This window comes from Pseudarthrobacter sp. NPDC092202, assembly GCF_044755505.1.
In the GTDB taxonomy this organism is placed as follows: Bacteria; Actinomycetota; Actinomycetes; order Actinomycetales; family Micrococcaceae; genus Arthrobacter.
Genome location: NZ_JBIVRG010000003.1, coordinates 265,985 through 291,517 on the forward strand (window position 1 = coordinate 265,985; position 25,533 = coordinate 291,517).

23 protein-coding genes are annotated in these 25,533 nt (G+C 66.7%); 13 read left to right on the forward strand and 10 right to left on the reverse strand.

Features of this window, described 5'->3' with window-relative positions; genetic code table 11:
• Nucleotides 1-39: 39 nt before the first annotated feature.
• Nucleotides 40-804 (forward strand): IclR family transcriptional regulator, encoded by a 765-nt coding sequence (locus ACIQF4_RS07425; protein WP_400516684.1) that lies wholly within the window; start codon nt 40-42, stop codon nt 802-804.
• Here ACIQF4_RS07425 and ACIQF4_RS07430 read toward each other — a convergent pair.
• From ACIQF4_RS07430 to ACIQF4_RS07440, 3 genes are all read right to left on the reverse strand, one after another.
• Nucleotides 801-1,568, reverse strand: coding sequence for an IclR family transcriptional regulator C-terminal domain-containing protein (locus tag ACIQF4_RS07430; RefSeq protein WP_350004367.1), 768 nt, complete (start codon nt 1,566-1,568; stop codon nt 801-803). The two genes, ACIQF4_RS07425 and ACIQF4_RS07430, sit on opposite strands and share 4 nt — an antisense overlap.
• A gap of 160 nt (nt 1,569-1,728) precedes the next feature.
• The gene (locus ACIQF4_RS07435; RefSeq protein WP_400516685.1) at nt 1,729-3,162 is read right to left on the reverse strand and encodes an amino acid permease; all 1,434 of its coding nucleotides are present in this window, start codon (nt 3,160-3,162) and stop codon (nt 1,729-1,731) included.
• A 204-nt stretch (nt 3,163-3,366) separates the two neighbouring features.
• The gene (locus tag ACIQF4_RS07440; RefSeq protein ID WP_400516686.1) at nt 3,367-6,333 is read right to left on the reverse strand and encodes a BTAD domain-containing putative transcriptional regulator; all 2,967 of its coding nucleotides are present in this window, start codon (nt 6,331-6,333) and stop codon (nt 3,367-3,369) included.
• 239 nt (nt 6,334-6,572) lie between these two features.
• Between ACIQF4_RS07440 and ACIQF4_RS07445 the strand changes: the two genes are divergently transcribed.
• Entirely contained in the window at nt 6,573-7,076 is a 504-nt protein-coding gene (locus tag ACIQF4_RS07445) for a hypothetical protein (RefSeq protein WP_400516688.1), read from the forward strand.
• 12 nt (nt 7,077-7,088) lie between these two features.
• On the opposite strand, the gene ACIQF4_RS07450 is transcribed toward ACIQF4_RS07445, so the two are convergent.
• Entirely contained in the window at nt 7,089-8,501 is a 1,413-nt protein-coding gene (locus tag ACIQF4_RS07450) for a PLP-dependent aminotransferase family protein (protein WP_400516689.1), read from the reverse strand.
• Here ACIQF4_RS07450 and ACIQF4_RS07455 point away from each other — a divergent pair.
• A complete protein-coding gene (locus ACIQF4_RS07455; protein WP_400516691.1) occupies nt 8,500-9,474 on the forward strand; it encodes a DMT family transporter in 975 nt (324 codons plus the stop codon). The genes ACIQF4_RS07450 and ACIQF4_RS07455 overlap by 2 nt on opposite strands.
• 4 nt (nt 9,475-9,478) lie before the next feature.
• Nucleotides 9,479-10,108, forward strand: a complete 630-nt coding sequence (locus tag ACIQF4_RS07460) for an FMN-binding negative transcriptional regulator (protein ID WP_400516692.1) — start codon at nt 9,479-9,481, stop codon at nt 10,106-10,108.
• A gap of 40 nt (nt 10,109-10,148) precedes the next feature.
• Here the strand turns inward: ACIQF4_RS07460 and ACIQF4_RS07465 are convergent, their stop codons facing one another.
• Entirely contained in the window at nt 10,149-10,970 is an 822-nt protein-coding gene (locus ACIQF4_RS07465) for an SDR family NAD(P)-dependent oxidoreductase (RefSeq protein WP_400516693.1), read from the reverse strand.
• Nucleotides 10,971-11,133: 163 nt separating this feature from the next.
• Between ACIQF4_RS07465 and ACIQF4_RS07470 the strand changes: the two genes are divergently transcribed.
• Together ACIQF4_RS07470 and ACIQF4_RS07475 are read left to right on the forward strand one after the other, a co-directional pair.
• A complete protein-coding gene (locus tag ACIQF4_RS07470; protein ID WP_350004326.1) occupies nt 11,134-11,517 on the forward strand; it encodes a TfoX/Sxy family protein in 384 nt (127 codons plus the stop codon).
• A 151-nt stretch (nt 11,518-11,668) separates the two neighbouring features.
• Nucleotides 11,669-12,472, forward strand: a complete 804-nt coding sequence (locus ACIQF4_RS07475; RefSeq protein ID WP_400516696.1) for a GAF domain-containing protein — start codon at nt 11,669-11,671, stop codon at nt 12,470-12,472.
• A 120-nt stretch (nt 12,473-12,592) separates the two neighbouring features.
• On the opposite strand, the gene ACIQF4_RS07480 is transcribed toward ACIQF4_RS07475, so the two are convergent.
• Together ACIQF4_RS07480 and ACIQF4_RS07485 are read right to left on the reverse strand one after the other, a co-directional pair.
• A complete protein-coding gene (locus ACIQF4_RS07480) occupies nt 12,593-13,996 on the reverse strand; it encodes a GntP family permease (RefSeq protein WP_400516697.1) in 1,404 nt (467 codons plus the stop codon).
• 42 nt (nt 13,997-14,038) lie between these two features.
• A complete protein-coding gene (locus ACIQF4_RS07485) occupies nt 14,039-14,584 on the reverse strand; it encodes a gluconokinase (RefSeq protein WP_400516698.1) in 546 nt (181 codons plus the stop codon).
• A 188-nt stretch (nt 14,585-14,772) separates the two neighbouring features.
• Between ACIQF4_RS07485 and ACIQF4_RS07490 the strand changes: the two genes are divergently transcribed.
• Nucleotides 14,773-15,507 carry a FadR/GntR family transcriptional regulator gene (locus tag ACIQF4_RS07490; protein ID WP_400516699.1) on the forward strand — a complete coding sequence of 245 codons (735 nt, stop codon included), beginning with the start codon at nt 14,773-14,775 and terminating at the stop codon, nt 15,505-15,507.
• Between the two features lie 185 nt (nt 15,508-15,692).
• Here the strand turns inward: ACIQF4_RS07490 and ACIQF4_RS07495 are convergent, their stop codons facing one another.
• A complete protein-coding gene (locus ACIQF4_RS07495) occupies nt 15,693-15,854 on the reverse strand; it encodes a hypothetical protein (RefSeq protein ID WP_400516701.1) in 162 nt (53 codons plus the stop codon).
• 118 nt (nt 15,855-15,972) lie between these two features.
• Between ACIQF4_RS07495 and ACIQF4_RS07500 the strand changes: the two genes are divergently transcribed.
• Both ACIQF4_RS07500 and ctaD read left to right on the forward strand, forming a co-directional pair.
• Complete coding sequence (locus ACIQF4_RS07500) at nt 15,973-17,802, forward strand: SARP family transcriptional regulator (protein ID WP_400516702.1); 1,830 nt, start codon at nt 15,973-15,975, stop codon at nt 17,800-17,802.
• A gap of 142 nt (nt 17,803-17,944) precedes the next feature.
• Nucleotides 17,945-19,699 (forward strand): cytochrome c oxidase subunit I, encoded by a 1,755-nt coding sequence (ctaD, locus tag ACIQF4_RS07505; RefSeq protein WP_400516704.1) that lies wholly within the window; start codon nt 17,945-17,947, stop codon nt 19,697-19,699.
• 25 nt (nt 19,700-19,724) lie between these two features.
• On the opposite strand, the gene ACIQF4_RS07510 is transcribed toward ctaD, so the two are convergent.
• Entirely contained in the window at nt 19,725-20,573 is an 849-nt protein-coding gene (locus ACIQF4_RS07510; protein ID WP_400516705.1) for an alpha/beta fold hydrolase, read from the reverse strand.
• A 400-nt stretch (nt 20,574-20,973) separates the two neighbouring features.
• Nucleotides 20,974-21,177: a cold-shock protein gene (locus tag ACIQF4_RS07515; protein ID WP_066274236.1), complete on the reverse strand. Its 204-nt coding sequence runs from the start codon at nt 21,175-21,177 to the stop codon at nt 20,974-20,976.
• A gap of 316 nt (nt 21,178-21,493) precedes the next feature.
• Between ACIQF4_RS07515 and ACIQF4_RS07520 the strand changes: the two genes are divergently transcribed.
• The 4 genes from ACIQF4_RS07520 (at nt 21,494) to ACIQF4_RS07535 (ending at nt 25,505) form a co-directional block, all read left to right on the forward strand.
• A complete protein-coding gene (locus ACIQF4_RS07520) occupies nt 21,494-22,768 on the forward strand; it encodes a flavin-containing monooxygenase (RefSeq protein ID WP_400516707.1) in 1,275 nt (424 codons plus the stop codon).
• A 47-nt stretch (nt 22,769-22,815) separates the two neighbouring features.
• Entirely contained in the window at nt 22,816-23,673 is an 858-nt protein-coding gene (locus tag ACIQF4_RS07525; protein ID WP_400516708.1) for an alpha/beta fold hydrolase, read from the forward strand.
• Nucleotides 23,674-23,763: 90 nt separating this feature from the next.
• Nucleotides 23,764-24,033, forward strand: a complete 270-nt coding sequence (locus ACIQF4_RS07530; protein WP_400516709.1) for an SHOCT domain-containing protein — start codon at nt 23,764-23,766, stop codon at nt 24,031-24,033.
• Nucleotides 24,033-25,505: a multicopper oxidase family protein gene (locus ACIQF4_RS07535; RefSeq protein ID WP_400516710.1), complete on the forward strand. Its 1,473-nt coding sequence runs from the start codon at nt 24,033-24,035 to the stop codon at nt 25,503-25,505. Before ACIQF4_RS07530 ends, ACIQF4_RS07535 begins: the two co-directional genes overlap by 1 nt.
• Nucleotides 25,506-25,533: the final 28 nt, after the last annotated feature.

A 25,533-nucleotide genomic window follows, 5' to 3' on the forward strand; every position in this document is an offset into this window, starting at 1 on the left:
AAGCCGGGGAGGGAAAGCCCCTCCACTAGACTCGACACCATGCCAAAAACCTCCAGCATGGGCCGCGGAATCATGGCCCTTCTTGCTGTGGGTGCACGCCATGCCGCGGGACAGCCCGGAGGAACCGTGGCGGACATCGCCGCAGACCTCGGCAAGGACCGCAGCCAGGTTTCGCGCAGCCTCCGCAGCGCCGAACAGGAGGGCTTCCTCCACAAAACGAGCCAGCGCACCTACAGCCTGGACTGGTCCGTCCTCACTGACGCCCAACTGCTTACCGAGCGCCGTTTGGAGTCCGACGGCGGCACCGCCCTGGACACGCTGGCGGGAGAAACGGACGAGGCATGTTTCCTGGGGGTCCTTCACGGGGACAGCACGGTGACCATCGGCGAAAGCGTCCCGGCCAGCAGCAACCTCGTGGGCTCCTGGCTGGGCCGGCCCTACCCCGCGTACTGCAGCGATGCCGGGCAGGCGGTGCTGTGGGAAGCGTCGGAGGCGGAAGTGCGGACCGTCTTCGCGGATGTGGCGTTTGTGCGGCACGGCCCCAACACGCCCACCGGCGTGGACGACTTCCTGGCGCGGCGTGAAGCTGCCCGGAAGCGGGGCTACTCGATCGTGGATGAGGAAGCGGAACCGGGACTCTATTCCCTGGCTGTCCCCGTCCGGGACTTCAAGGGTGACGTGGTGGCGGCGCTGCAGATCGTGGGCATCAAAGACAGGCTGGAACCGCGCCGGCAAGCCTGCGCGGACGCGCTGGTGGCCCGGGGAAAGTGGCTCGAGCAGAGGCTCGGATTTCAGGAGCCCTAGCGTGCGCTCCCGCTGGATCCGATCCGTTCAGCGGCCCTGGTGAGCACGGCCGCCGCAGCTGCCGCATCCGGACCGATCCCGGCACTGCTGCCCAGCACACTCAGCGAGGCAAGGATGGCGCCGCCGGTGTCACGGACGGGCACCGCGAGCTCCACAACGCCATGTTCGAATTCTTCGGCCGCGGTGATAAACCCGGCATCACGGTCGCGGACCATGAGGTCCCAGACCCCACCAGTTGAGTGCGCGGCCCCCGGTCCGCCGATGCCGATGTAGTTCACGTCCTGCAGCAGGGCATCCAGCGCCGGCCGGTCAAAGTCCCACAGCAGCGCCCGGCCGGCGCCGGTGCACCAGGCCGGGGTCACCATGCCGGGCTTGACGAAGCTGCCGGGGATGGCGTCGTTGCTGGAGGCCCGGACCAGGATCACGCGGTAGCCGTCCAGGACGGAGAGCCGGGCGCGCAGTCCCAGCGCCGCAACCAGCGCCTCAAGTTCGGTTTTCGCTTCCCGGACCCAGCCGGTGTTCAATGCCGCAGCCAGGCTGAAGAAGCGCGGACCGGTCCGGAATGGCCCGCGGTCCACGCGCTCCAGCAGTCCGAGGTCGCACAGTTCCTGCGCCAGGCGGGAGACGCGGCTCTGTTCCATGTCCAGCTCCGCGGCCAGCTGCGAAACGCCCAGCAGTTGGCGTCCCAGCTTCTCCCTGCCTGCCACCAGCCGGACAATCCGGAGCCCCTGCGCCATTGACGACGCCTCAGTGGACGAATCCACGCTCATCTGCCCCTCCCGGCCGGTCACAAGGCCCCATTCTTCCACGCCCCGCCTTTCAGGGGCGGCGGTGATGCGGCGGAAAGGACGACGGCGACCGTCCGGGAAGGTGCGCAACGCACCTGGCCCCGGCAGCCGCCGTCGTCCGTTCCTGTTACTGCGCCTATGGCGCCACAGCGGCCTTGCGGCCGTGCCGGAAGTGGAACCAGATGTAGCAGGCGGCCACAAAGGGGATGCCGAAGTAGAGCGCGGCGGCCTGGGTGGGATCGAGGGCGATGCCGACCAGGGAGATCACGCACAGCGAGAACGCCAGGATGGGCACCAGCGGGAACAGCGGGGCTTTGTAGGCGAGGGTGGAGACGTCGCCGCCGTTGCGGACGAATGCGCGGCGGTGGAAGAAGTGCGAGGCGGTAATGGACATCCATACGCCCACCACGGCGAAGCCGGCCACGGAAACCAGCACCAGATAGACCGTCTCCGGGGCCACCACACTGCTGATCAGCGATGCGACGCCGCCCACCATGCTCACCGAGAGCGCGATGAGGGGGATGCCGCGGCGCGTCAGCTTCTTGAAGGCGCGGGGGGCGTGGCCTTCGTCCGCGAGGGAGTAGAGCATGCGGGCGCAGGAGAACAGGCCGCTGTTGCCGGCGGAGAGCAGCGCGGTGATTATCACGAAGTTCATGATGTCGGCCGCGAACGGCAGGCCGATGGCGGAGAAGACCGTGACGAACGGGCTCTCATCGAGGCCCACCTCGTTGTACGGAATGGTGGCGGCGATGACGGCGATGGCTCCGACGAAGAAGATCAGCAGGCGGAGCACCGTGGTGCGCAGGGCCTTGGGGATGCTGGTGGCCGGGTCCTTGGTTTCACCGGCGGCCACGCCGATAAGTTCCGAGCCGGAGAAGGCGTAGAAGACCGCGAGTACGGTAACCAGGACGCCCGTGAAGCCGTTGGGGAACAGACCGCCCTCGGTGGCGAAGTTCTCGAACAGGAACGGGTGCTCTCCCCCGCCGCCGAGCGGGCGGAAACCGAACAGGGCCGCACCGCCCAGGACAATGAGGCCGATGATTGCGGCGACCTTGACGATTGCGAACCAGAACTCGGACTCGCCGAAAAACTTGGAGGACACGGCGTTGAAGCCGAAGAGCACGGCCGCGAATACCAGGCACCAGACCCAGACCTCCACGTCCGGGAACCAGCGTTGCATGAGGAGCCCGGAGGCGGTGAACTCGGAGCCGATGGCCACCGCCCAGCACAGCCAGTAGAGCCAGGCGGTGGCGAAACCCGTGGCGGGGCCGATGGAGCGGGCGGCGTAGATGTGGAATGCGCCGGACACCGGGTAGGCGATGGCAAGCTCGCCGAGGCAGGCCATCACCAGGTACACAACGAAAGCGCCGATGAGGTACGCGATGACGGCGCCGAGCGGGCCGGCCTGGGAGATGGTGTAGCCGGAGCTCAGGAACAGGCCGGAGCCGATCACGCCGCCCATGGCGATCATCACCAGGTGGCGCGGGCCCATGGAGCGGCGGAGTCCGGAGTCGGCCGCGGGGGGCCTGGCCGGCTGGGCGTCCAGCTTCACGTCTGTTGTGGGTTCCACGGGCGTCTCCAATGATCGGACTCTGCAATGGGAGCGCGCGCAGTCCCCTGGTCCCGGTCGTTGGCAACGAAGAAATGCGCGGCGGCAGTGTTGAAAGTAGCACGGCTGCCGAATTTATAGTCATCAAATACATGAGATCATGCTTATATTGCACGCTATTACGACTGGCGAGCGGGATTCGAGCGGCCAGCGTCGCCGCGCATGTCACGTCCAGGGGGCTGAGCCAGCGGCACTGTCCACGGCGGTAGAAGCTGATCGGGCTGAACCCCGGGAGGTGCCGGAGAGTCTGGGTTGGCGCCCGCCCTGGAGCACTTCGTTTGCTGCCTGCCGAACGGTAAGCCTACGTCCACCAGACCAGGCAAGCCCGAAGCGAATGGGGCCAGCTTCAGCCCGGGCTTTGTCGATAATGGCATCAACACGTCGTCGTTCTGCCTGATCCAGCGAAATACCGCGGTCTGCTCGGTAGGAGTCCGCCGCGGCGAGGAGGCGGGGGGCCAAGTCATAGAGGTTTTTTGACGCATAAACGCCCGCCAATGAGTCAAGGAAAGCAGCCAGATTGCCCTCCGCCCCCAGTTGGAGTGAGGCGCTGATAGCTTCGATGAGCAGGAGCTCGGCACCGTCGTAATCACCAGCCTGTTCGGTGCTCTCTGCAAGATTGGTAAGCACAGCGCCCAGGAGCCACCGGTCCCCCAGCCGGCGGGTCAGCTCCGCGCACGCCCTGCAGAGTTCGAGTGCCCGCAGATGGTCCCCGGCACAGTAAGCCTGGCGGGAGAGGACAACCAGCGCCCCAATTCTGACCCGAAGGCTGACTCCGGGATAGGCCAAGGCTTCCGCTGTGAGCCGCTCGGCAGTAGAGAAATCACCACTTTGTGCTGCCTGCACGGCCAGACACATGATGGTCCACGCTACGCCCTGGCTATTGCCGGACTTTTCAAACGCTTCAAGGGCGCGGCGGTGGAGGTGGGCCGCCTGGTCATACCTGCCCAAGGTCCATGTCAGAGTGGCTGCTCCGCTAAGGGCTGGTGCTCTAAGCTGCGGCGCCGCATCCGGCGCTGCCTCCACGAGTTCAACGGCAATTCGCTGCTGCTCGGTAACGTCTCCGGTGAGTTCCCAGTAATGCCAAAGCTCTCCCACCAGGCGAAGGGCCAGTTCAGTCGAACCATCCGGCCCTGCTGCCCAAAGCAGTGCTGCGCGGAGGTCGAGGGCTTCGGCGTGAAGCATCCGGAATGCCTCCACCTGGCCAGCACCCCACAGTAGCGGACCCAATGTCTCAGCCAGGGCAAGGTAGTACTCGGCATGCCGCCGGCGCACCTCGTGTTGCTCAGGAACCAGCGCCAGCCGGTTACGCGCAAACTCATGGATGGATTGCAGCAGCGTCACACGCCGCCGTCCTGCATGGTCGGTGTAGCGACGCAGCAGGCTGTGGTCCGCGAGCGCGGACAGCAGTTCTTCAGTGGATGGCGCGCCAGAGGAAAAGGAGCCGCGCACGGCGTCAATCGCTTCCGTCGTTGGATCGTTGGCGAAAACACCGAGTTGACCGAAGAGTACGCGTTCAGCGTCCGCCAGTAATTGGTAACTCCACTCGATCGTGGCGGTGAGGGTTCGCTGCCGGCCCGGAAGGTCCGGGAAGGTGGCCCGCAGGGCGGCCAGGCTGACCTCCAAGTCCGCGAGGAGATCTTGCTCGCTAAGGTGTCGAAGCTGGGCCGCGGCCAGTTCAATGGCCAGCGGCAGCCCGTCCAGCCGGTGGCACAGGCTAGTGAGTACGGCGGCGTTTCCGTGGTCTAGGGAAAAGCGAGGGCGGACCGTCCGGCCCCGGTTCAAGAGCAGCTTCATTGCCGGCACCTCCCGCAGCTGGCGGGGAGGCAGGGGCGGGTCAAGCGGTGGCAACTCCAGCGGCGCAAGTTCGAACTCATACTCTGGACGCAACCCAAGCCGCCTCCGGCTGGTGGTGAGGATCCGGAGCTCAGGGGCTGCAGTGAGCAGGTCCAGCACCACGGGCCACGCGTCTGCCAAGTGCTCGAAGTTGTCCAGGACCAGCAGCAGGCGGCGGGCATGGAGAAAACGGGACGCGATTTTCAGCGGGTCTTCGCCTGCTGGCGCCTCCAGACCAAGTGCCGCAGCGATGGCACCCGGCACCTGCTCAACCTGGGTGAGCGGGGACAGATTAACCCAGCCCGCACCGTCGGGCATGCGCTCGCCCAAACGCGCGGCCGCCGCCATGGCGAGGCGGGTCTTCCCTGCCCCGCCCGCCCCCGTTACGGTAACCAGCCGGCATCCCTCGGAGCGGTAGAGCGAACACACCTCCCCCAGTTCAACATCCCGGCCCACCATGGGGGTGAGTGCGGCAGGCAAGTTATCGAGGCGCTGCCTGGCGCGGCGGTTTTCGCTCACGGCGGGTGGCCCAAGGGAGACATCCTGGCGCAGCACCAGTGCTTCCAGCTCCTGCAGGCGCACCCCGGGATCAATGCCCAGCTCCGCCGCAAAGGTCTTCCGGGCTGCACGGCATGCGGCGAGGGCGTCTGCCTGCCGGTCGGAGCGGTACAGCGCAAGCACAAGGGACGCCCACAAGCGCTCCCGGTAGGGATGCTGCGATACCAGCCGTTGCAGCTCCCCCACCAACGTGGCGTGGCGGCCCAGTGCCAGTTCGACGTCGAAGAGGTCCTGGTAAGTAACCAGCCGGGCTTCCTCCACCTCTTCGAGGTCAGGGACCAGCAGCTCAATGTCGGCAAGGTCCGGAAAAGCAGGGCAGACGAACAAGTCCAGGGCCTGGCGCAGGCGGACCGCACCGCCAGTGAGTTCGCCCGCTTCTACTGCGCGCTCCCCGGCGGCAAGGTGCGCCCGGAACTGCAGCAGGTCGAGTTCGTCATCCGCAACAGCCAGGAGGTAGCCGCCGGGACGGCTGGCCAGGCGGTGCGAGGCAACCTCCTTATGGCGATTGGGCTCCAGCAGGTTCCGCAGGTTCGCGACGTAGACCTGCAGTTGCGGGCCCGGATGCGCGGGCGGGTGGCCGTCCCAAATGGCTTCAGCAAGGAAGTCGGCTGCTACTACCGAGTTCGCCCGCAGCGCCAGGCATTCGAGGACAATACGCAGGTTGCGGCTGCTGACGGGAACCTGGACGCCGTCAGCGATCACCTGCAACGGGCCCAATGCCCTGATCCACAGTGCGCCCATTGCCGAGCACCCCTCACTGACCGGCCACGGGAACGGGCTGTGCCCTGTCCCGTGGCGTTTATCGACCAGCGACCCCTAGCGCCCGCCCTGCCATACCGCGCCCCGAGGAGCGGCATCAACCCCATCATGCGCCCGGACCCGTTCTGGATCCAGAGTCAGCCGCTGGATTAAGGCTCCGTTAAGTCCTCGGGGCAACTCTTGAGCCACTCAACCCGAGTACATCTGAAAGGAAGATCCAAATGAAAACCACAATTGCGCGCACACTGGTCCCGGCGGCCCTGGCTGCAGCAGCCTTGGTTGCCCCTGCACAGCCGGCATTTGCAGCTCCCGCCGTCCCGGGACCTGTCGATCCCAAGCCCATCGAGGCCGTCTGTTCGGGAAACCCCGATTTCGAGGTCACCCTCACACCTACCGGGAAGGGTGGATTTATTAGTTTGCCTGGGGGCAGGTTTATAACCACATCCCCCAACCTGAGGGTTACGGTCACCGGCCCTACAGGCAAGTCGGTGACGTATGTAGCGACCGGTGCGAACCGGATCGAGAGCGCATCAGATGATGGACTTTTCATCACTGCGACAGGTAGGAACGTCATTACGGTGCCTGAAGTAAATGGACATGATGCAGGCGTTTACGTTACAAGCGGCACCGTCAGCTGGACCCTTAACAGTGACTTCTCCGAACGAGGCGGGATGTTCACGGGCAGCGGCCAGGCGACGAATATTTGCCCGCTTGTTGCTCCCTAGGCCGACTGACTCCTAGCCCAGGTTCCGCTCCAGCATCTGCCCGATGATCCGGGCGCCTTCGGGGAAGGCGCCCGGATTTGTGCCCGAAAAGTTGAGCCGGATAAACGGCCCCGCAGGCTCGGCAGGGAACCACTCGTCCCCGCGGGCAATGATCACACCGGCGGATTCGCAGTCCCGGGTCAGCCGCTGCAGGTCCGTCCCGTCGGGCAGGCGCAGCCACAGGTTCAGCCCGCCCTTGGGCACCTGTTCAATATGCGCCTGCGGGATGTGCTCCCGGACGCTGGTGACCAGCAGGTCGCGGCGGGATTCGAGCTGGTGCCGCAGGCTGCGCAGGTGCGTCTGCCACCCGGGCTGCGTGACGACGTCGAGCGCTGCCGCCTGCAGCAGCCCGCTGACATACATTGACTCTGCCGCACGATCGGCGAGGATACGCTCCCGCGCCGGGCCGCGCGCAATCAGCGCCGCCACCCGGATGGACGTGGACACGCTCTTGGTCAGCGAGCGCAGGTAGACGACGTGCCCCGAGTCGTCACGGGAGGCGACCGGCACGGGGTTGGAGCTGATGCCGAAATCGTGCGCCCAGTCGTCCTCCACAAGGAACGCGCCCTTGGCACGGACCACGTCAAGGACCTTTTCCCGCGTCTCATCTGACCACTGCGCGCCCGTGGGGTTGGCATAGTTGGGCTGCGCATAGAAAACCCTCGCGCCTGATTCCTCGAAGGCGCGGGCCAGCTCGCCCGGGTCCGGCCCGTCCGGCCCCGCGGGCACCGGCACCACCCGCACCCCCGCCTGGGCCGCGGCCAGGATGGCGCCCCAGTAAGAGGGCGACTCCATCAGCAGCGGCTGCCCCCTGCCCACCAGGGCGCTGAAGATAGAGCTCAGACCGCTCTGGCTGCCGGGAAGTACGACGACGTCGCTCGGGTTGGGCGGGGTGGTCCCCGCAGGCGTGGACGCGCCGAGCTCGTGGGCGAACCACGACTGCAGCTCCGGCATCCCCGCGGCGGGAGGCCGCGAGAGTGCAGCGTCTCCGCGGGCGGCGCGGCCGAGCGCAGCCCTGACCAGCCGCTCGGGGAGGAGCTCCCTTGCGGGGTAGCCCGAGTGGAAGGAGATGGCGTCCTGCGGCACATCCCGCATGGTGGATGAGGCCGGCGGCAGTGCCGCAAGCGGGGAGCGGAGGGCCGCCGTCTGCCAGCCGTAATCAGACGGGCGTGCCGTCCGGACCGCCCGCATGAAGGTACCCACGCCGGGCCGGCTTTCGATCATCCCCTGCGCCGTCAGGGTCTGGAGGGCCTTCTGCACCGTGACAGGGCTTGCCTGGTATTGGGCCACCAGGGAACGTGTGGACGGCAGCTTCGCTCCGGGCGCGGCAGTGGCCATCCATGATTTCAGGTGCACCACAATCCGCGAACTGCTATCGTTGTTCATGAGAGACAATAGTAGCGCTACCGTACCTGTGCGCACAGTGTTATCCCGCTCCAGCCCGGCCGGGCTATGGCTTGGCTTGCTCGGAGTTGCGGCCTTTTCGCTCACCGTTCCTTTCACCAAGGTGGCCGTCGCCGGCCTGGCGCCGCTGTTTATCGGTTCGGGCCGTGCCGTGGTCGCGGCTGTTCTGGCCGGTGCCGCACTGGCACTGACCCGGCAGGCACTCCCCCGCGGGACGCAATGGTTTCGTGTTGCGGTAGTGGCGGCCGGCGTCGTGATTGGCTTTCCGCTACTCACCTCCTTCGCCCTCACCAGCACCGCCGCAAGCCACGGCGCCGTGGTTATCGCCCTGCTCCCGGCCGCGACGGCTGCCGCAGCCGTGATCCGCGGGCGGGAACGACCGCCGGCAGCCTTCTGGCTGGTCACCGCTGTGGGCGCCCTTGCGGTGACCGCTTTCGCCTCCGTCCAGTCCGGCGGCCTTGGAGTCCTGCATTGGGCGGACCTGCTGCTCGTCGGTTCCGTGGTGGCCGCCGCGGTCGGTTACGCGGAGGGCGGCCTGCTGGCCCGTGAGCTGGGCTCCTGGCAGACCATTTCGTGGGCGCTGGTTCTCGCCTCACCGTTGATGCTGGTCCTGGCCGCCGTCTCCGCCGCCCAGCAGCCGCCGTCGGCCACTCCCGCACAGTGGGCAGCATTCGGGTACCTCGCCGTGGTGAGCATGTTCCTGGGCTTCTTCGCCTGGTACCGCGGCCTGGCCATCGGCCCCATCGCCCGGGTAAGCCAGATCCAGCTCGTCCAGCCCGTGCTGACCATCTGCTGGGCGGCGCTCCTGCTGGGCGAAACCCTGGCCTGGTCCACGGTCCTGGGGGGACTGGCCGTCATCCTGTGCGCCGCGGCCGCTGTCCGGGTGCGGCTCCAGCCCGCCCCGGCAGCGTATTCCGAACTCGACCCCGCACCGCTTCAGACAGTAAAGGACTAGCTCCATGTACATTCCAGCCCACTTCGCCGCGGTCCCCGAAACAGTCCGGCACCTGCTGACCAGGCCGGGCGCAGCAAACCTGGTCACCGCAACCCCACAGGGGCTTGTGGCCACGCTCCTGCCGTTCGTCTACGATCCCGACGCCGGCGAGTACGGCGCGCTGCAGGGGCACCTGGCGCGGAACAACACGCAGTGGTCCGAGCCCGCCGCCGGGGAGGCTCTGGCCATCATCCAGGGTGCGGATGCCTACATTTCCCCGTCCTGGTATGCGTCCAAGGCCGAGCACGGGCGCGTTGTCCCCACCTGGAACTACACCACGGCGCACGTGTACGGGCGGCTGGTGATCCATGATGATCCTGTTTGGCTGGACCGGCAGGTCCGGCGGCTGACCGGCGTGCACGAGTCCGGTTTCGACCACCCCTGGGGCGTGGACGACGCACCGGAGCGTTACATCGCCGGGCAGCTGCGCGCAATCGTGGGCGTAGAACTGGTGATCACCCGGATCGAGGCCAAGGCCAAGCTGAGCCAGAACCGGCCCGCAGCGGACGTGGACGGCGTCGTGGCAGGGCTGGCAGCCCGTGGCCAGTCGGAGGCCGCGGCGGACGTCGAGCAGGCGCGCCCCCGACCCAACTAGGTTTTTTCCGGCACCTCCGTGGCGTCACCGCCCTCGGAAGTCAGGCAGCCTTGACCAGTTCCTCGCTCTGCTCCCACAGGCGGCGGGCCAACTCGGCGTCGTAGGCCTGGGGGTTGGCCTTGGCCAGCGCGCGCTTGTAGTAGTACGCACCGGAGATCCAGTCCTTGCCCGCAGTCCCGTTGACCAGCCACAGCAGGGTATCGGCACCCTGGTCCGGGGTCAGCATGAAGCGGTTCAGCAGGGTCTTGTAGGCGTGCCGGAACGGGCTGGTGGAGTCCGCCGCGAAGTTGGTGCGCACAACGCCGGGGTGGAACGCCGCCGTCGTAATTCCCTGTTCGCCAAAGCGGCGGTGCAGTTCGGAGGTGAAGAGGATGTTGGCCAGCTTCCCAGTGCCATAGGCGCGGTTGGTGGAGTAGCCCTGCTCGGAATTGAGGTCGAACAGGTCCAGCTTGCCGAAGCTGTTGGCGCCGCTGGAGGTGTTGATCACCTTGGCATTGCTGGCAACGAGCGTCTCCATCAGCAGCGTGGTGAGCAGGAACGGCGCCAGGTGGTTGATCTGGAACGTCGACTCATTGCCGTCCACGGTGAGAGTGCGCTTGCCCATGATGCCGCCGGCGTTGTTGGCCAGGACGTCGATGCGCGGGTAGTCGGACTCCAGCTGCGCGGCCAGGGTGCGGACCTGGGCGAGCTCGGAAAAGTCGCTGACAAAATAGTCCGCGTCCAGGTCCTTGGCGATGGCCCGCGTCTTTTCCTCGGAGCGGCCGACGACGACCACCTGGTCACCTGCCTTGGCCAGGGTACGCGCGGCTGCTGCGCCGATGCCGTCGCTGGCGCCAGTGATCACGATGGTGCGAGGGGTCAAGGGGTGTCCTTTGGTTGGGGAACGTCCGGCGCCCGGCTTGGGCGCGCCGCCTACCCGGCACAACGACGGCGGGCGGCAGGGTGTTCCCCGGCGCACCGCGCTGGGCATATCCTGCACAGACCAGCAGGCACCGCGCCCAGCGGTCCGATCCCAGGGGGAAGCCATGGAGATGCCCAAAGCGCCGGACGAGGCCAAGGAGCGTTTCCGGTCCCTGGTCCCGGACACCCCGGTGGTGTCGGTGAAACCGATGTTCGGCAACCTGGGGGCGTTCGTCAACGGCAATATGTTCGCAGGGCTTTTCGGCCACACCATCGGCATCCGGCTCTCCCCGGAGGACAAAGAGCAGCTCGAGAGCGGCGAACGGACCGTCCCGTTCGGCCCGGCGGAGAGGCCGATGCGCGAGTACACCGGCCTGCCCGAAATCTGGAACGAGGAAGGCGACGGCGACGACGCCCGCGCGAAAGCATGGATCCATAAAGCGTATGAGCACGTGGCCGGCCTGCCGCCGAAAGAGCCCAAAAGCAAAACCCGTACCGCCGGAAAATAGCCCCCACCCCAGCCCAGCCAGCACGCCCCACTGTTCCCGGAACTGCGCCGAACCATCCCAGGTAGCCGGGGACTGAATTACTAAGTAAGCTTATTAACATGGCTTTTGCAACTACAGAGTGCGCGGACCCAGCAAACGCGTCTCAGGGGAGGTGGACGCAATCGACAAAGAGGTGAAGCGGCGGCTCGAACTTGCTGCCACGATCGGGCTGGATCCCCAGAAGCTTTGGCCGTCCTACTTCGGCAGGTCCCCCTGCTCGGCGTTTGAGCTGGACGCCTATCTTCATGAGGCCCTGAGGCTGCCCGCGATCGAACGCGGGCCAGATGCCGTCAAGGACCAGAACGCAGAACACCCGTCCCGGCCCGTGGAGCAGCGGGGCATGAACCCGGAGCGGGGCGGGCAAGGACGTCCCCCGGCAGGCAAACCCGACAAAGAAGACGCGCTGGCCGCCCTCGGTGCCGCAGGCAAATCCCTGCTTTCCCCGGAACGGGCGGAGGCGGAACGCCTTAAATCACTGCATGAGACGGACCTTCTGTTCACCGGCCCGGAGGACACGTACGACCGCGTTGTTGCCGCCGCCTGGAAATTCTTCGGCGTGGGGGCGGCGTCCCTGTCCCTGATCGCCGAGGATGCCCAGTTCTTCAAGTCCGCCGTCGGGCCGCTGCGCGAGGAGACGCCCCGCATCATCGCCCTCTGCACGGAAACGGTGGAGCAGAACGCGATGCTGGTCATCAACGACACCCTTGCCGACGACCGCTTCGCCTCTAATCCGCTGGTCACCGGCGAGCCCTACATCCGTTTTTATGCCGGCTATCCCCTCCACGGGCCCAGGGGCTGGAACATCGGGACGCTCTGCGTCATCGACCAGGAGCCCAGGACTTTCTCCCCTTCCGACCAGCAGGTGCTCCGGACACTCTCGGCGGTGGTCCAGAAGGACATCGACGCCCGCACCTAGACCCCCGGCCTGCCCTGGGCGGCTGGGATAAAGACTCCGGGTACGACGACGGCGGGGCGGCCAGCATTTCTGCTGCCCGCCCCGCCGCTGTTGTCCAGTCAGCCGTGGCTGGGAAGGATGCTAGCCCGCCACCCCGGCCACCAGGAAGATCACGGCGGCAATGGCGAAGCCCATCACGCCAATGAGGGTTTCCATGACGGTCCAGGTCTTCAGCGTGGTCTTGACGTCCATGCCGAAGAAGCGGCCCACCAGCCAGAAGCCGGAGTCGTTCACGTGGGAGACCACCACGGAGCCGGCGGCCACGGCGATCACCATGGCGGCCACCTGCATGCCGTTGAGTCCGGCCAGGGCCACAGCCGGGGCGATCAGGCCCGCGGTGGTGGTCAATGCCACGGTGGCGGAGCCCTGGGCGATGCGCAGGATGCTGGAGATCAGGAAGCCGGCCAGGATCAGCGGGATGCCCAGGTCGCCCAGGACGTCAGCGAGTGCCTGGCCGATGCCCGAGGTGCGCAGGACGCCGCCGAACATGCCGCCGGCGCCGGTGATCAGGATGACGGAGCAGACCGGGCCCAGCGAGGATTCCAGGAGCTTCTCGAGGGCCCCGGCGTCCTTGCCGCGCTTGGTGCCGAGCACGAACAGTGCCACCAGCACCGAGATCAGCAGCGCCACCGGGGTCTCACCGAGGGTGCGCAGGACCTGGTACCACTGCTCGTCCTTGACGCCTTCGGCGAGCACGCCGGAGGAGGCCAGCGTGTTCAGCCCGGTGTTCATGAAGATCAGGACAAGCGGCAGGAGCAGCAGGCCCACCACGGTGCGGAAGCGCGGCGGGTGTGATTCCGCTTCCGCGGAGGCGTGGCCCAGGATTTCCGGCACGGGAAGGACCAGCTTCTTGCCGGTGTAGAGGCCGAAGAGGTAGGCGGTGACGTACCAGGTGGGGATGGCGACAAGCAGGCCGGCGATGGTGACCAGGCCGATGTTGGCGTCAAAGAACGCGGACGCGGAGACCGGGCCCGGGTGCGGCGGCAGGAAGATGTGCATCACGGAGAATGCACCGGCGGCGGGCAGGCCGTAGCGGAGCACGCCCCCGCCCAGGCGGTGGGCCACGGCGAAGACGACGGGCAGCATGACTACCAGGCCGGCGTCGAAGAAGATGGGGAAGCCGAAGATCAGGGAGGCCAGGCCCAGCGCGAAGGGGGCGCGCTTCTCACCAAAGACACCGATGAGGTAGTCGGCCAGCACCTTGGCGCCGCCGCTGGTTTCCACGATGCGGCCGAGCATGGCGCCCAGCCCGACCAGGAGGGCCACCGTGCCGAGGGTGGTGCCAAAGCCGTTGATCAGCACCGGGACCACCTGGTTGGCGGGGATGCCGGTGGCGAAGGCGGTGGCGAGGCTGATGAGGATCAGGGCGATCAGGGCGTGCATGCGCAGCTTGATGATCAGGAACAGCAGGACGAGGATCGCGGCTCCCGCGATGAGCAGCAGGGGTCCTGCGCCCAGCGTTTGGGTCCATCCTTCGATGGTCATGGTTCTCCTTTGAAACAGTATTTATTGGGGTTTTGGGGAAAGTCAGGGCGCGCAGGGCGCCTCTCCGGCGGGAAGCTGCAAAGCCTTCACGACGGCGGCAACCAGCCGTTCAGGTGACTGCGAGATGTCCAGGCGGAGGCTGCCGGCGTCGAGCTCTTCCTGGCTGAGCGGCTCGAGGGTGGCCAGCTGGCTGGGCAGCAGGGTGGGCGGCATGAAGTGGCCTTCCCGGCCCTGCATGCGCTGGCTGATCAGGTCCGCGCCGCCGTCGAGGTGGAGGAAGACGACGCGGCCTTCCGCTTCGGAGAGGAGCTGGCGGTAGCTCTTTTTGAGGGCGGAACAGGTCAGGACCGTGCTGCAGCCGGCCTGCGCCTGCGCTGTCATCCAGCTGCGGATTTCCTGCAGCCAGGGCCAGCGGTCCTCGTCCTGGAGCGGGATGCCCTGCGTCATTTTGGTGATGTTGGCTTCTGGGTGGAACTCGTCCGCTTCGGCGCAGGCCCAGCCCAGCTGCGAGGACAGGGCCGCCGCCAGGGTGGTCTTGCCGGACCCGGCAACGCCCATGACCACAAGATGCGTGGGGGGATACTGCATGTCATACCTCCGGTAAAGACGTCTTTGGCTTTCGAAGAAGCTCACTGCTAGCCCGTGAAGAAGTGGGCTACGCCATAAGGTATCACCTTTTGTGCCAAAAGATACTATCTTTTCGTGTTACAGGTCATACCTTTGCTCATTTTCCCGGTATTCTGGGAGCGCGCTGCGGCGCAGGAGAGGCGGACAGCATGTCGACGGCGACAGATGAGGGCGCGGATGAAGCGCACGACGGCGGGGCCTCCCCCGCGATGCACGAGCGCGTCCTGGAGGTGGTCGGCGTTGCCATCGCTTCCGGCAAGCTTCCGCCGGGCAGCCGGCTCACACTTGAGGGCCTGCAGCAGGAATACGGGATATCCCGCACCGTAGCCAGGGACACCATGAAGGTCCTGGAGTCCATGAACCTGGTCTATTCGCGGCGGCGCGTGGGCATTGTGGTGCAGGACCGGTCGCTGTGGAACGTTTTCGATCCGAAGCTGGTGCGCTGGCGGCTGGCCTCAGACCGGCGCGAGCTCCAGTACACCAGCCTCACCGAGCTGCGCATCGCCGTCGAACCCATTGCCGCCGCCGGCGCCGCCCGGCGTGCCAGTGCTGCCGAACGCGCGCAGCTGGTTGCCCTGGGGGCCGAACTCCGGCGGCTGGGCGAGGACGGCGATCTGCAGGGGTTCCTGTCCGCGGACATCGAGTTCCACCAGCTGCTCCTGCGAAGCTGCGGGAACGAGATGTTCCGGGCCCTGGAGGGTATGGTGGCGGAAGTGCTGACCAGCCGGACGCAGCAGGGGCTCATGCCGTTTAAGCCCCGGGACGAGGCATTGCAGGCGCACCAGGACGTGGCAGCAGCGGTGGCGCGCGGAGATACGGCGGTTGCGGAGTCGGCGATGCACCACATCCTGGATGAAGTGCGGGAAGCGATGGGCCTGGGTTAGACCCCCACGCCGGCAGCCCGCTGCGGGGCGGACTCCCACAGGGGCGGCTCACACAAAGGCGGCCTCGGCCCGCATGAACGGTGCCGGCCAGCACCGTGCAAGCGGACCAGGACCGCCAATGGTGAGGGCCGGCACACAAGCCGGCCCTCCGCCGTCGTTCGTCCGGATGGCTGGGACGGCGGAACCTACATGCGCAGCGAAGCGTATGGCTCACTGGGAAGATTGCCTGCCGACCACGGGTCCGTGGAGCGGATCTCGGGCGTGTGGCCCCGGCCGTCGGTCAGGACAACGCAGACAGTGACAATAAGAACCCAGAGTCCAAAGAGCAGGATACCGAGCAGTTCCATGATTTTGCACCTCTTGTGATGGTGTGCGGATTGGGTGATTTCAGGGTGCTCGGGCCGCGTGTGAGCAAGCGTGTGAAGGCCGCAGACGCCGTTGTTCCGGCGGCGTACCATGGGCCGTATGGCCGAGAATTTGATTCGGCTCCTTGGTCCGCCCGCGGTCGAATCCCCCGACGCAACTCCCCCGCAGCCCAGAGGCCGCAAGGCCTGGGCGGTGTTGGCATACCTTGCGCTGCAGGCCGAGGGCACCGGCCGGTACCGCACGGCGTCGCTGTTGTTTCCGGATGCCGCCGACCCGCTCGGTGCCCTGCGCTGGAACCTGTCCGAGCTGCGGCGGAGCCTCGAAGGCGTCACAGTGGCCGGCGATCCATTGCGGCTGGTGCTCCAGCCGCAATGGCGCTGCGACGTACTCGAAGTGGTGGGCTCGGCTGCCAAGCCCGGCCTGGACCCCCGTGGCTTTACCGGCCAACTGCTGGAGGGATTGTCCTTTGCCGACTGTCCCGTCTTCGATTCCTGGCTGGCGGATCAGCGCTTCCGGCTTGATAACGCGGTCCAGTCCCTGCTGTACGAGGCCGCGCTGGCCGCCTTGGCGTCGGATGCTCCCGGCGAGGCCGCTGAACTGGCCACGCTGGCCCTGCACCGGGATCCCTTCCATGCGGACTCTAACGCCGTCCTGGTCAAGGCGCTGGTGGCTTTGGGTGAGCACCGCCGGGCCCGCAGGCACGTCACCGCGTGCGGCGCCCTCTACCGGCAGGAGCTGGGCTTGCCGCTGCCCGCGGAGATTCGGCGTGCGCTGTCCGCTGCTGCGCCGGAGACGGACCCTGGAATGCCGGCCACCGCGGCGACAGTCCGTTCCTACCTCGACGCCGGCGGCGCGTCATTGTGGGCGGGTGCGGTGGACCGGGGGCTGGACCAGTTGCGGCTCGCGGTGGTGCTGGCGCAGCGCATTGGCGGCGCTCACCTGATTGCCGACTCCCTGGTCACCCTGTCCGGCGCCCTGATCCACCAGGCGGGCGGCCGCGGCGCCGAGGTGGCGGACTTCCTGCACCGTGCGCTCCAGGCGGAAGGGCCCGACGGCGCCTCCCGCACTGCCGCTGCCGCGTACCGCGAGCTGGGCTATCTGTCCGTCCAGCGAGGCGTGCCGGACAGGGCTGCCGGGTGGCTGGACCGGCCAATGCTGGCGGCCAGGGGTTTCCCCGATGAACAGGCGAGAATCCTGGCCATACAGGGCATGCTGGCCTCGGACACTGCACGCTACGAGGCCGCCGTGAGGGTGCTGACGGAGTCCGGAAGACTGGCGAAGGCCGTACGGAACCGCCGGCAGCAGGCCTTCAGCGAGGCACTGCTGGGCAGGGTCCGGCTGCTCCGCGGGGAACTGGAGCAGGCGGCTGACTCGCTGGACCGGGCGCAGGCTTGGATTGCGGAGGAACACTGGACGGCGTTTGAACCGTTTGTTGCCGGCGTCCGGGGAGAGACGTACCTTGCTGCCGGCCGGCTGGAGGAGGCTGCAGCCCTGATTGACCGGTCATGGGTGATGGCCGAGCTTGCCGGCGACCACTGCTACATGGCCCTGGCCGCCGGGGCCGAGGCGCGGCTCTTCGTGGTGCACGGCGATCTGGCAGCTGCAGAGCACTGGATAGACCGGGGCCTCGAACCCACACCGTGGTACCTCTGGTATTCCGCCCGGCTGCTGGATACGGCGGCGGAAGTTTCCATTGCCGGCCGGTCTCCCCGTGCCGCCGCCTTCGTGGAGCAGCTGATAGAGCTGGCGAGCCGGAGCGGGATGCGGGAATTCGTGGTGCGGGGGCAGTCCCACCGTGCTGTCCTCGGTGACGACGCTGCAGCCCAGGCAGTTCACTGGCTGGCGAGGGAGATCGACAATCCCGCGTTGGCGGCGTTCCTGGCCGAGCGTCACCGGGTGGGCCCGTTGCCACTGGCGCTGCCGCGTTAAGCAAGAGCAGGACCGTGCGGGAAGCAATGGGACTCAGCGGCTGAAAGATCCCCTTCCCGGGGGCCATGATCCTGAGTAGCCTTCAAAGTAAGGCCCACGAAAGGACCTGCCGCGCCATACGGAAGATTCGGTGAGGTGGAAGATGGCCACTACAGAACATTCAGCTGAAGGACTTGCCGCTACCGCCGCGCCGGCTGTCACGCGGCGCCGCAAAGGCAGCCTGGTGGTCAACTGGATCACCACCACCGACCACAAAACCATCGGGTATATGTACCTGATAACGTCGTTTGCCTTCTTCTGCCTGGCAGGCGTGATGGCCCTGCTCATCCGGGCCGAATTGTTCGAACCCGGCATGCAGATCCTGCAGACCAAGGAGCAGTACAACCAGCTGTTCACCATGCACGGCATCGCCATGCTGCTGATGTTCGCCACCCCGCTGTTCGCCGGGTTCGCCAACTTCATCATGCCGCTGCAGATCGGTGCTCCGGACGTGGCCTTCCCGCGGCTCAATGCGCTGGCTTTCTGGTTCTTCCTCTTCGGCTCCACCATTGCGCTGTCCGGCTTCATCACGCCCCAGGGCGCCGCGTCCTTCGGCTGGTTCGCCTACGCGCCGCTCTCGGATACCACCTTCAGCCCCGGAATCGGCGGTGACCTCTGGGTGTTCGGCCTGGCGCTCTCGGGCTTCGGAACCATCCTGGGTGCCGTCAACTTCATCACCACCATTATCTGCATGCGCGCCCCGGGTCTGACCATGTGGCGGATGCCGATCTTCACGTGGAACACCCTGGTCACCTCGATCCTGGTGATCATGGCCTTCCCGCCGCTGGCCGCGGCCCTGTTCGCCCTCGGTGCCGACCGCCGTTTCGGTGCCCACATCTACGACCCCGAGAACGGCGGCGCAGTCCTCTGGCAGCACCTGTTCTGGTTCTTCGGCCACCCCGAGGTGTACATCATCGCGCTGCCGTTCTTCGGCATCGTCTCGGAGATCTTCCCGGTGTTCAGCCGCAAGCCGATCTTCGGCTACAAGGGCCTGGTGTACGCAACCATTGCCATTGCCGCACTGTCCATGACCGTCTGGGCGCACCACATGTACGTCACCGGCTCGGTGCTGCTGCCGTTCTTCGCGTTCATGACCATGCTGATTGCAGTGCCCACCGGCGTGAAGTTCTTCAACTGGATCGGCACCATGTGGGGAGGCTCGCTGACCTTCGAAACGCCCATGCTCTGGAGCATCGGCTTCCTGGTCACGTTCCTGTTCGGCGGGCTTACCGGCATCATCCTGGCCTCGCCGCCGCTGGACTTCCATGTGTCGGACACCTACTTCGTGGTGGCCCACTTCCACTACGTGGTGTTCGGTACCGTGGTGTTCGCCATGTTCGCCGGGTTCTACTTCTGGTGGCCCAAATTCACCGGCACCATGCTCAACGAACGCCTCGGAAAGATCCACTTCTGGATGCTGTTCCTGGGCTTCCACGGCACCTTCCTGATCCAGCACTGGCTGGGCGTCATGGGCATGCCCCGCCGCTACGCCGACTACCTGGTGGAAGACAACTTCACCTGGATGAACCAGTTCTCCACCATTTCGTCCTTCCTCCTGGGCGCGTCCCTGCTCCCGTTCTTCTGGAACGTCTACATCACCTGGCGGACCGGGAAGAAGGTCACCGTGGATGATCCGTGGGGCTTCGGCGCCTCGCTGGAGTGGGCCACGTCCTGCCCGCCGCCGCGGCACAACTTCACCTCCCTGCCCCGGATCCGTTCGGAGCGGCCGGCACTGGACCTGCACCACCCGGAAATCCGGGTCCGTGAGCACGCCTCCGTCCACAGCCCGGCGGCGGAGGCCCTGGGTGCAGCCGATATCGGCCAGAAGGACGTCCGCAGCCCCAGCCCGGACGAGTAACAAAGAGGCCGGATCCGGCCGTCTGCTAGATGCAGCGGGGCTGGTAGGCCGGGTCCGCAGGTCCCGAGCTCCTGCCCAGCGCGTGGGCCACGATCTGGTGGACCACGGGATCATTGGGCGTTTGGTCGTGCTCGAAGACGTCCAGCGGGCACTTGTCCTGGACGGTGATGTTGGTGACCTGCCGGGCCGGACCCGCGAGGAACTGGCTGTTGTAGGGAATCACAACCTCGTCGTAGACCGTGGAGATGACGGTGTAGGACGGCCCGGCCACGGTGTCACCAATGGAGTTAAGCTCCTGCATGAACGGCGAGCCGGCCTGCTGATCTGCGCAGGCGGCACAGCCGAGGGCGGCGAAGTCCGGATCGCCCAGGAGCTCCGGCGGCGGGATGATCACGCCCTCGGTGCCGTGGTTTGAGGGCGCGATCCCGATGAGCTGGTTGACGTTCTTAGCACCGCCCAGGAAGCCCATGTAGTAGCGGGGCATCATGCCGCCCTGGCTGTGGCCCACCAGGTTCACCTTCCTGGCGCCGGTGGCAGCCAGTACTGCGTCGACGAACGGGGCGAGTTCCTGGGCGGAGTCCGCCACAGGGGCCGTGGCGTAGACGCCGTTTGTCTCGCCGTAGTTCAGGGCAAACACGCAGTAGCCCTGGCTCTTGAGGTAGGGCGAGAGGGTGGACCAGTTCTTCACCATGCTCTCGAAGGTCCCGGGCACCAGGACCACCGGGTAGGGGTGCTCGGCGGTGGGCGTGCAGGACCAGTCATTGGCGCCGGGAGGGGAAATTTCGACGACGTCCGCCTGGGCGGGTGCCACGGCGAGGGATCCGGCCAGGAGCGCGGAGGCGGCGATGGACAGGGTTCTGGTGAGCAGCGACATGGAAACCTCTTTGTTTTGTGTCAGCAGGTGCGGCCAGGGCCGGGAGCCGGGTAATCGGCCGGGTTTCATGCTAGGCATGATCGGTGCGGCAGCGGCGTGACGTGCACGAATGTGCGCAGCTGCGGGAGCAGACCGCACGACGGCGGGACCTGGACCGCCTGGCACGCTCACCACGCATTGTTACTGGTCAGTAGCTACTTGCCCGCCGCGCACTGAATTACTGAGTGACCCCGGGCCTAGCCGGCGGTTCATGGCCGCTGCACAAATGTTCACTCGCGGTACCGCCGCCGTCGCGTTGAGGAGCTTGCTGGCACAAACGGGTTAAACAAAAGCATGGCCGGTCAGTGACCGGCCATGCTTTCAAACTTTGAAACCCTAAGGCCCCAGTTTCTCTAAGAAATTAGAGGGACTGGATGTTTACGGCCTGGGGACCCTTGGGGCCCTGCTCGGTTTCGAAGGAGACCTTCTGGTTCTCTTCGAGTGAGCGGAAGCCGGAGGAGGCGATCGCAGAGTAGTGTGCGAAGACGTCCTGTGAGGAGTCATCGGGGGAAATGAAGCCGAAGCCCTTTTCAGCGTTAAACCATTTGACGGTACCAGTAGCCATTATTTTTGTCCTTCGTGAAGGTGGAGGAACTGTCCCGACTTTCGGGTCCTCCTGTTTGGGGTGCTCAAAACCGCTGCTTCAGAAGAACACGGGCTTTCGACCGTGCGTACTGCCTGAACTACGAACTGCATAAACACAACAACAGGATCTACTCTACAGGAGATTGCGGACAGCAATTACCAGTGCCACTTTTAGGCCCCGAGGCCGGGCCCAGGCACCCCGGGCCGGGCACCGCTGTCGCCCCCTGTACGCAGGCCCGCGGCAGGCATATCCTGCCAGCAGGTCCAACTCCGCCCCGAGCCGCGGGAGAAGAATCATGGAGATGCCCGCACCCACAGGCAAGACTGCTCCGCAGGAGGTCAACACCCTGGTGATCGGCGCCGGGCAGGCGGGGCTGGCCGCAAGTTACTGGCTCGCCCAGGGCGGGGTGGAGCACCTGCTGTTGGAGGCGCGGGATACCCTGGGCGGCGCATGGCAGGACCGGTGGCATTCGTTCCACTTGAACACGCCCAACTTCTCATTCCTCCTGCCGGACCTGACGTACGACGGCCCCGATCCGCACGCGTTCCTCCCCCGCGACCCCGTCATCGACCTTTTCCGCGATTACGCAACCCGGATCGCCGCCCCGGTACAGATGGGAACGGAAGCCACCCGCATCGCGGCGGCAGATGGCCGCTTCCGCGTGGAAACCTCCGGCGGAACGTTCGCCGCGGCGAACGTGGTTCTGGCGAACGGCGCGTTCCAGCGCACCCGCGTCCCGCCGTCGTCGGCCGGATTCCCCGGGAACGTCCTGCAACTGCACAGCCACCACTACCGCAGCCCCCGCCAGCTCCCGGACGGCGCCGTGCTGGTGGTGGGCACCGGCCAGTCCGGGGGCCAGATCACGGAGGACCTGCTGGACGCCGGCCGCGTGGTCCACTTGTCCGTGTCCGCCTGCCCGGAGGCGCCGCGCCGCTACCGCGGCCGGGACATCTTCCACTGGATCCTGCAGGTCAACATGCACGGCCCTGAGTACGGCATCAACGGACTCCAGACGGCGCAGCTCCCCACCCCCGCAGCCCGGTTCATGTGCAATCCGCTCCTCTCCGGCAACGACGGCGGACACAGTATCCACCTGCGGGAACTCGGCCGCCGCGGGGTGCGGCTGCACGGCCACCTTGAAGGAACGGACAACGGCGTCCTCGTCTTCAGCGACGACCTCCCCGGACGCCTCGCCATGGTTGAGGCCGGGTTCAGCCAGCGCCTGAAACTGATGGCGGACGCCTACATCGAGGCAGCGGGCATAGATGCGCCGCCGGCCGAAGCGCGCCCCGACGACACTTGGCTGCCCGGGGAGTCCGGCGCACGGCTGGACCTGGCCGCGGAAAACATAACCTCCGTCATCTGGGCCACCGGGTACGGGCTGGACTTCAGCCTGCTGGACATGCCGGTGCTGGATGAATGGAACTATCCGCGGCACACCCGCGGCGTCACAGACGTTCCCGGCCTGTACGCCGTCGGACTGCCATGGCTCACCAGGCACCTCTCAGCCACGCTGGCGTTGGTGGGCGATGACGCAAGGTACGTCGCGGAGCATGTCGCGGGACGCTGAGCCTGGTGGCCCTTGCCAACGTCCGGCCGCGGCGTAGGGTTCTTTCCATGGAACCGATTCGGGCCATCCTCCTCCCTGGCGCTGTCCTCCCTGCGCAGGAAGCGTACGGCGCGCTGATTGAAGCCTTGGGGCCGGATGTCCAGGCCGTGGCCAAGGACTTGGAGATTTACGCGGACAGTGAGCCGCCGCCCGGCTGGAGCCTTGATACAGAGATCGACGGCGCGCTCCGCGACGCCGATGCCCTCGGGTGGGAGACCTTCCACCTTGCCGGCTACTCCGGGGGCGGGGCCGCGGCGCTGGCCTTCGCCGCGAAGCACCCCGAACGGCTGCTGAGCCTTGCCCTGCTTGAGCCGGCCTGGGCCGGGAGCTGGGACTGGAGCCCCGCCCACGCCGCGGTCTGGAAGAAATTCGGGGAACTGGAGGCCCTTCCGCCGGATCAGCTCCTTCCCGCCTTTATGAGGCTGGGAGTCAAGTCCGACGTCGTCCTGCCACCACCACCGCCGGGTCCCCCGCCGCCGTGGATGGCAAAGCGGCCGGCGGGAATCAAAGCATTCCTGCGCACCTTCAGGAGCTATGACCTGGACCGTGCGCGCCTGGCCGCGTTCCGCCCGCCCGTGTTCTTTGCCCTCGGCGGCCTGAGTAACCCGGATGACTACGGCGAGATTGCCGGCCGGCTGGCGCGGGTTTTCTTCCCGGACTTCCATCTTGAAGTGTTCCCCAGGCGCCACCACTTCGATCCACCTCACCGGATGGAGCCTGTACGGCTGGCCGAGTTGCTGCAGCGGCACTGGGAGCAGGCGGAAAGAGGCCGGGCGGGGAGAGCGGACAATTTCAGCACCATGCCCCGGGTCACCCTAGAATCCAGCACGGAGGAGATCTTGGACGACCTCCGCGGTGACCGGTAACCAGGCCAAAGGACTTCGGACTCTGGCGGCCGGCGGGTAACCGGCGGAGTATCGCCCTATCAGTGGTCTCTGGGCGAAAGGGTTCTGGTCATGATGTGGGGTTACGGCACGAACATGGGCTGGATGATGTGGCTCTGGGGCTTCCTCCTGCTCGTTGGGATCGCGTTGCTGGTGCTGGTGGCCGTGCGGTTGTCTGGCCCCGGAAGGACACCTGAACGTCATCCGGAATGGCGGGGTCTGCCGGGACCTGATGCCGGCCGGACGCGGGCGCAGCAGATCCTCGACGAACGCTTTGCCCGGGGCGAAATCGCGGAGGAGGAATACCGCGAGCGGCTGAGGGTCCTCGGCGAGGACCACTGATGCGTGCCATAAGCCGGCGGCGGGCGCTGCTGCTGGGAGGTCTTGGCGCGGCGGCCACCGTTGCTGGCGGAGCCGGGCTCTGGTGGACGGCCACGTCCAGCTTCTCCCCTGAAGCCGGCGGTGGGTTCACCGAACCGGAGGAGCTGCGCAGCGCTGACAGACAACTCAAGGTCCGGCTGGAGGCCTCCCCGGTGTCGGTGCCGCTCGGCGGCCTGCAGGCCTCCATCCTGGGCTACAACGGAGGCGTCCCCGGCCCCACACTGCGGGTGCGGGGCGGAGACACACTCCAGATCGAGCTGGTCAACAACCTGGGGGTCCCCACCAACTTGCACGTCCACGGCCTCCATGTGTCGCCCCAGGGCAATGGCGACAACGTTTTTGTGACGGTCCGGCCGGGCCAGTCGTTCAGCTATGAGTACCGGCTCCCCGCGGACCATCCGCCCGGAACGTACTGGTACCACCCCCACCATCACGGCATGGTGGCAGACCAGGTTTCCGGCGGCCTCTTCGGCGCCATCATCGTCGAAGAAGAGGACGCGCCAGCTGTCAGCCGGGAACGCATCCTGGTGGTTTCGGACATCACCCTGGACGGAACAGGCGCCCTGGCGGAGGCCACACCGATGGACCGGATGCTCGGGCGCGAAGGCCAGCTGGTCCTGGTGAACGGCCACAGCAACCCGGAGCTCTCCGCCCTGCCCGGCGAGCGGGAGCGGTGGCGGATCGTGAACACCTGCATTGCCCGCTATCTGCGGCTGCGGCTGGAGGGGCAGCAGTGGGAACTGCTGGGCATTGGCCTGGCAAGTCTCCCCGCACCGCAGAAGGTGGAGGAACTGCTGCTGGCGCCGGGCAACCGCGCCGACGTCCTGGTCACGGCCGGCGAGGGAGTGTCCGCCCTCAGGTCCAGCTACTACAACCGGGGAAGCATGGCAGGCATGATGGGACCGGCAGCCCGCAGGGGCGATGCCGGAGGCACCGGGGACCTGGTGCTGGCCACGTTCTCGGTGTCCGGAGCCGCTGCCACCGAGCAGCCAGCTCCGCCGCCCCTGCCCGCCCGGCCGGCACCGGAGGACCTGCGGACCGCGGTGGTGGCAGCCCGCCGGCAGCTGACCCTTGCCACGGGCACGGGTAGGGGGATGGGCATGGGAATGATGGCGTTCACCATCAACGGGCGGACCTTCGATCCGGACCGGACGGACACTGTTGTGGCCGCGGGGACGGTGGAAGAGTGGACACTGCTCAACCCCAGCCCCATGGACCATCCCTTCCACCTTCATGTCTGGCCCATGCAGGTCATCGAGGAATCCGGGACCGCCCAGGACGCGGTCATCTGGCGGGATGTGGTCAACATCCCCGCGAACGGGCAGGTGAAAGTCCGGGTGAGTTTTACCGGTTTCACCGGCCGTTCCGTGTACCACTGCCACATCCTGGACCATGAGGACCTGGGCATGATGGGCGTGATCGACGTCCGGTAAGCCACGCCGCCGAACGTGCCTACTGCCC

What these genes read in the sequence shown, in the direction of transcription:
- ACIQF4_RS07425 (WP_400516684.1), top strand. Translation starts at nt 40, where the DNA reads ATGCCAAAAACCTCCAGCATGGGCCGCGGAATCATGGCCCTTCTTGCT.
- ACIQF4_RS07440 (WP_400516686.1), bottom strand. Translation starts at nt 6,333, where the DNA reads ATGGGCGCACTGTGGATCAGGGCATTGGGCCCGTTGCAGGTGATCGCT.
- ACIQF4_RS07445 (WP_400516688.1), top strand. Translation starts at nt 6,573, where the DNA reads ATGAAAACCACAATTGCGCGCACACTGGTCCCGGCGGCCCTGGCTGCA.
- ACIQF4_RS07455 (WP_400516691.1), top strand. Translation starts at nt 8,500, where the DNA reads ATGAGAGACAATAGTAGCGCTACCGTACCTGTGCGCACAGTGTTATCC.
- ACIQF4_RS07450 (WP_400516689.1), bottom strand. Translation starts at nt 8,501, where the DNA reads ATGAACAACGATAGCAGTTCGCGGATTGTGGTGCACCTGAAATCATGG.
- ACIQF4_RS07460 (WP_400516692.1), top strand. Translation starts at nt 9,479, where the DNA reads ATGTACATTCCAGCCCACTTCGCCGCGGTCCCCGAAACAGTCCGGCAC.
- ACIQF4_RS07470 (WP_350004326.1), top strand. Translation starts at nt 11,134, where the DNA reads ATGGAGATGCCCAAAGCGCCGGACGAGGCCAAGGAGCGTTTCCGGTCC.
- ACIQF4_RS07480 (WP_400516697.1), bottom strand. Translation starts at nt 13,996, where the DNA reads ATGACCATCGAAGGATGGACCCAAACGCTGGGCGCAGGACCCCTGCTG.
- ACIQF4_RS07485 (WP_400516698.1), bottom strand. Translation starts at nt 14,584, where the DNA reads ATGCAGTATCCCCCCACGCATCTTGTGGTCATGGGCGTTGCCGGGTCC.
- ACIQF4_RS07490 (WP_400516699.1), top strand. Translation starts at nt 14,773, where the DNA reads ATGTCGACGGCGACAGATGAGGGCGCGGATGAAGCGCACGACGGCGGG.
- ACIQF4_RS07495 (WP_400516701.1), bottom strand. Translation starts at nt 15,854, where the DNA reads ATGGAACTGCTCGGTATCCTGCTCTTTGGACTCTGGGTTCTTATTGTC.
- ACIQF4_RS07500 (WP_400516702.1), top strand. Translation starts at nt 15,973, where the DNA reads ATGGCCGAGAATTTGATTCGGCTCCTTGGTCCGCCCGCGGTCGAATCC.
- ctaD (WP_400516704.1), top strand. Translation starts at nt 17,945, where the DNA reads ATGGCCACTACAGAACATTCAGCTGAAGGACTTGCCGCTACCGCCGCG.
- ACIQF4_RS07510 (WP_400516705.1), bottom strand. Translation starts at nt 20,573, where the DNA reads ATGTCGCTGCTCACCAGAACCCTGTCCATCGCCGCCTCCGCGCTCCTG.
- ACIQF4_RS07515 (WP_066274236.1), bottom strand. Translation starts at nt 21,177, where the DNA reads ATGGCTACTGGTACCGTCAAATGGTTTAACGCTGAAAAGGGCTTCGGC.
- ACIQF4_RS07520 (WP_400516707.1), top strand. Translation starts at nt 21,494, where the DNA reads ATGGAGATGCCCGCACCCACAGGCAAGACTGCTCCGCAGGAGGTCAAC.
- ACIQF4_RS07525 (WP_400516708.1), top strand. Translation starts at nt 22,816, where the DNA reads ATGGAACCGATTCGGGCCATCCTCCTCCCTGGCGCTGTCCTCCCTGCG.
- ACIQF4_RS07530 (WP_400516709.1), top strand. Translation starts at nt 23,764, where the DNA reads ATGATGTGGGGTTACGGCACGAACATGGGCTGGATGATGTGGCTCTGG.
- ACIQF4_RS07535 (WP_400516710.1), top strand. Translation starts at nt 24,033, where the DNA reads ATGCGTGCCATAAGCCGGCGGCGGGCGCTGCTGCTGGGAGGTCTTGGC.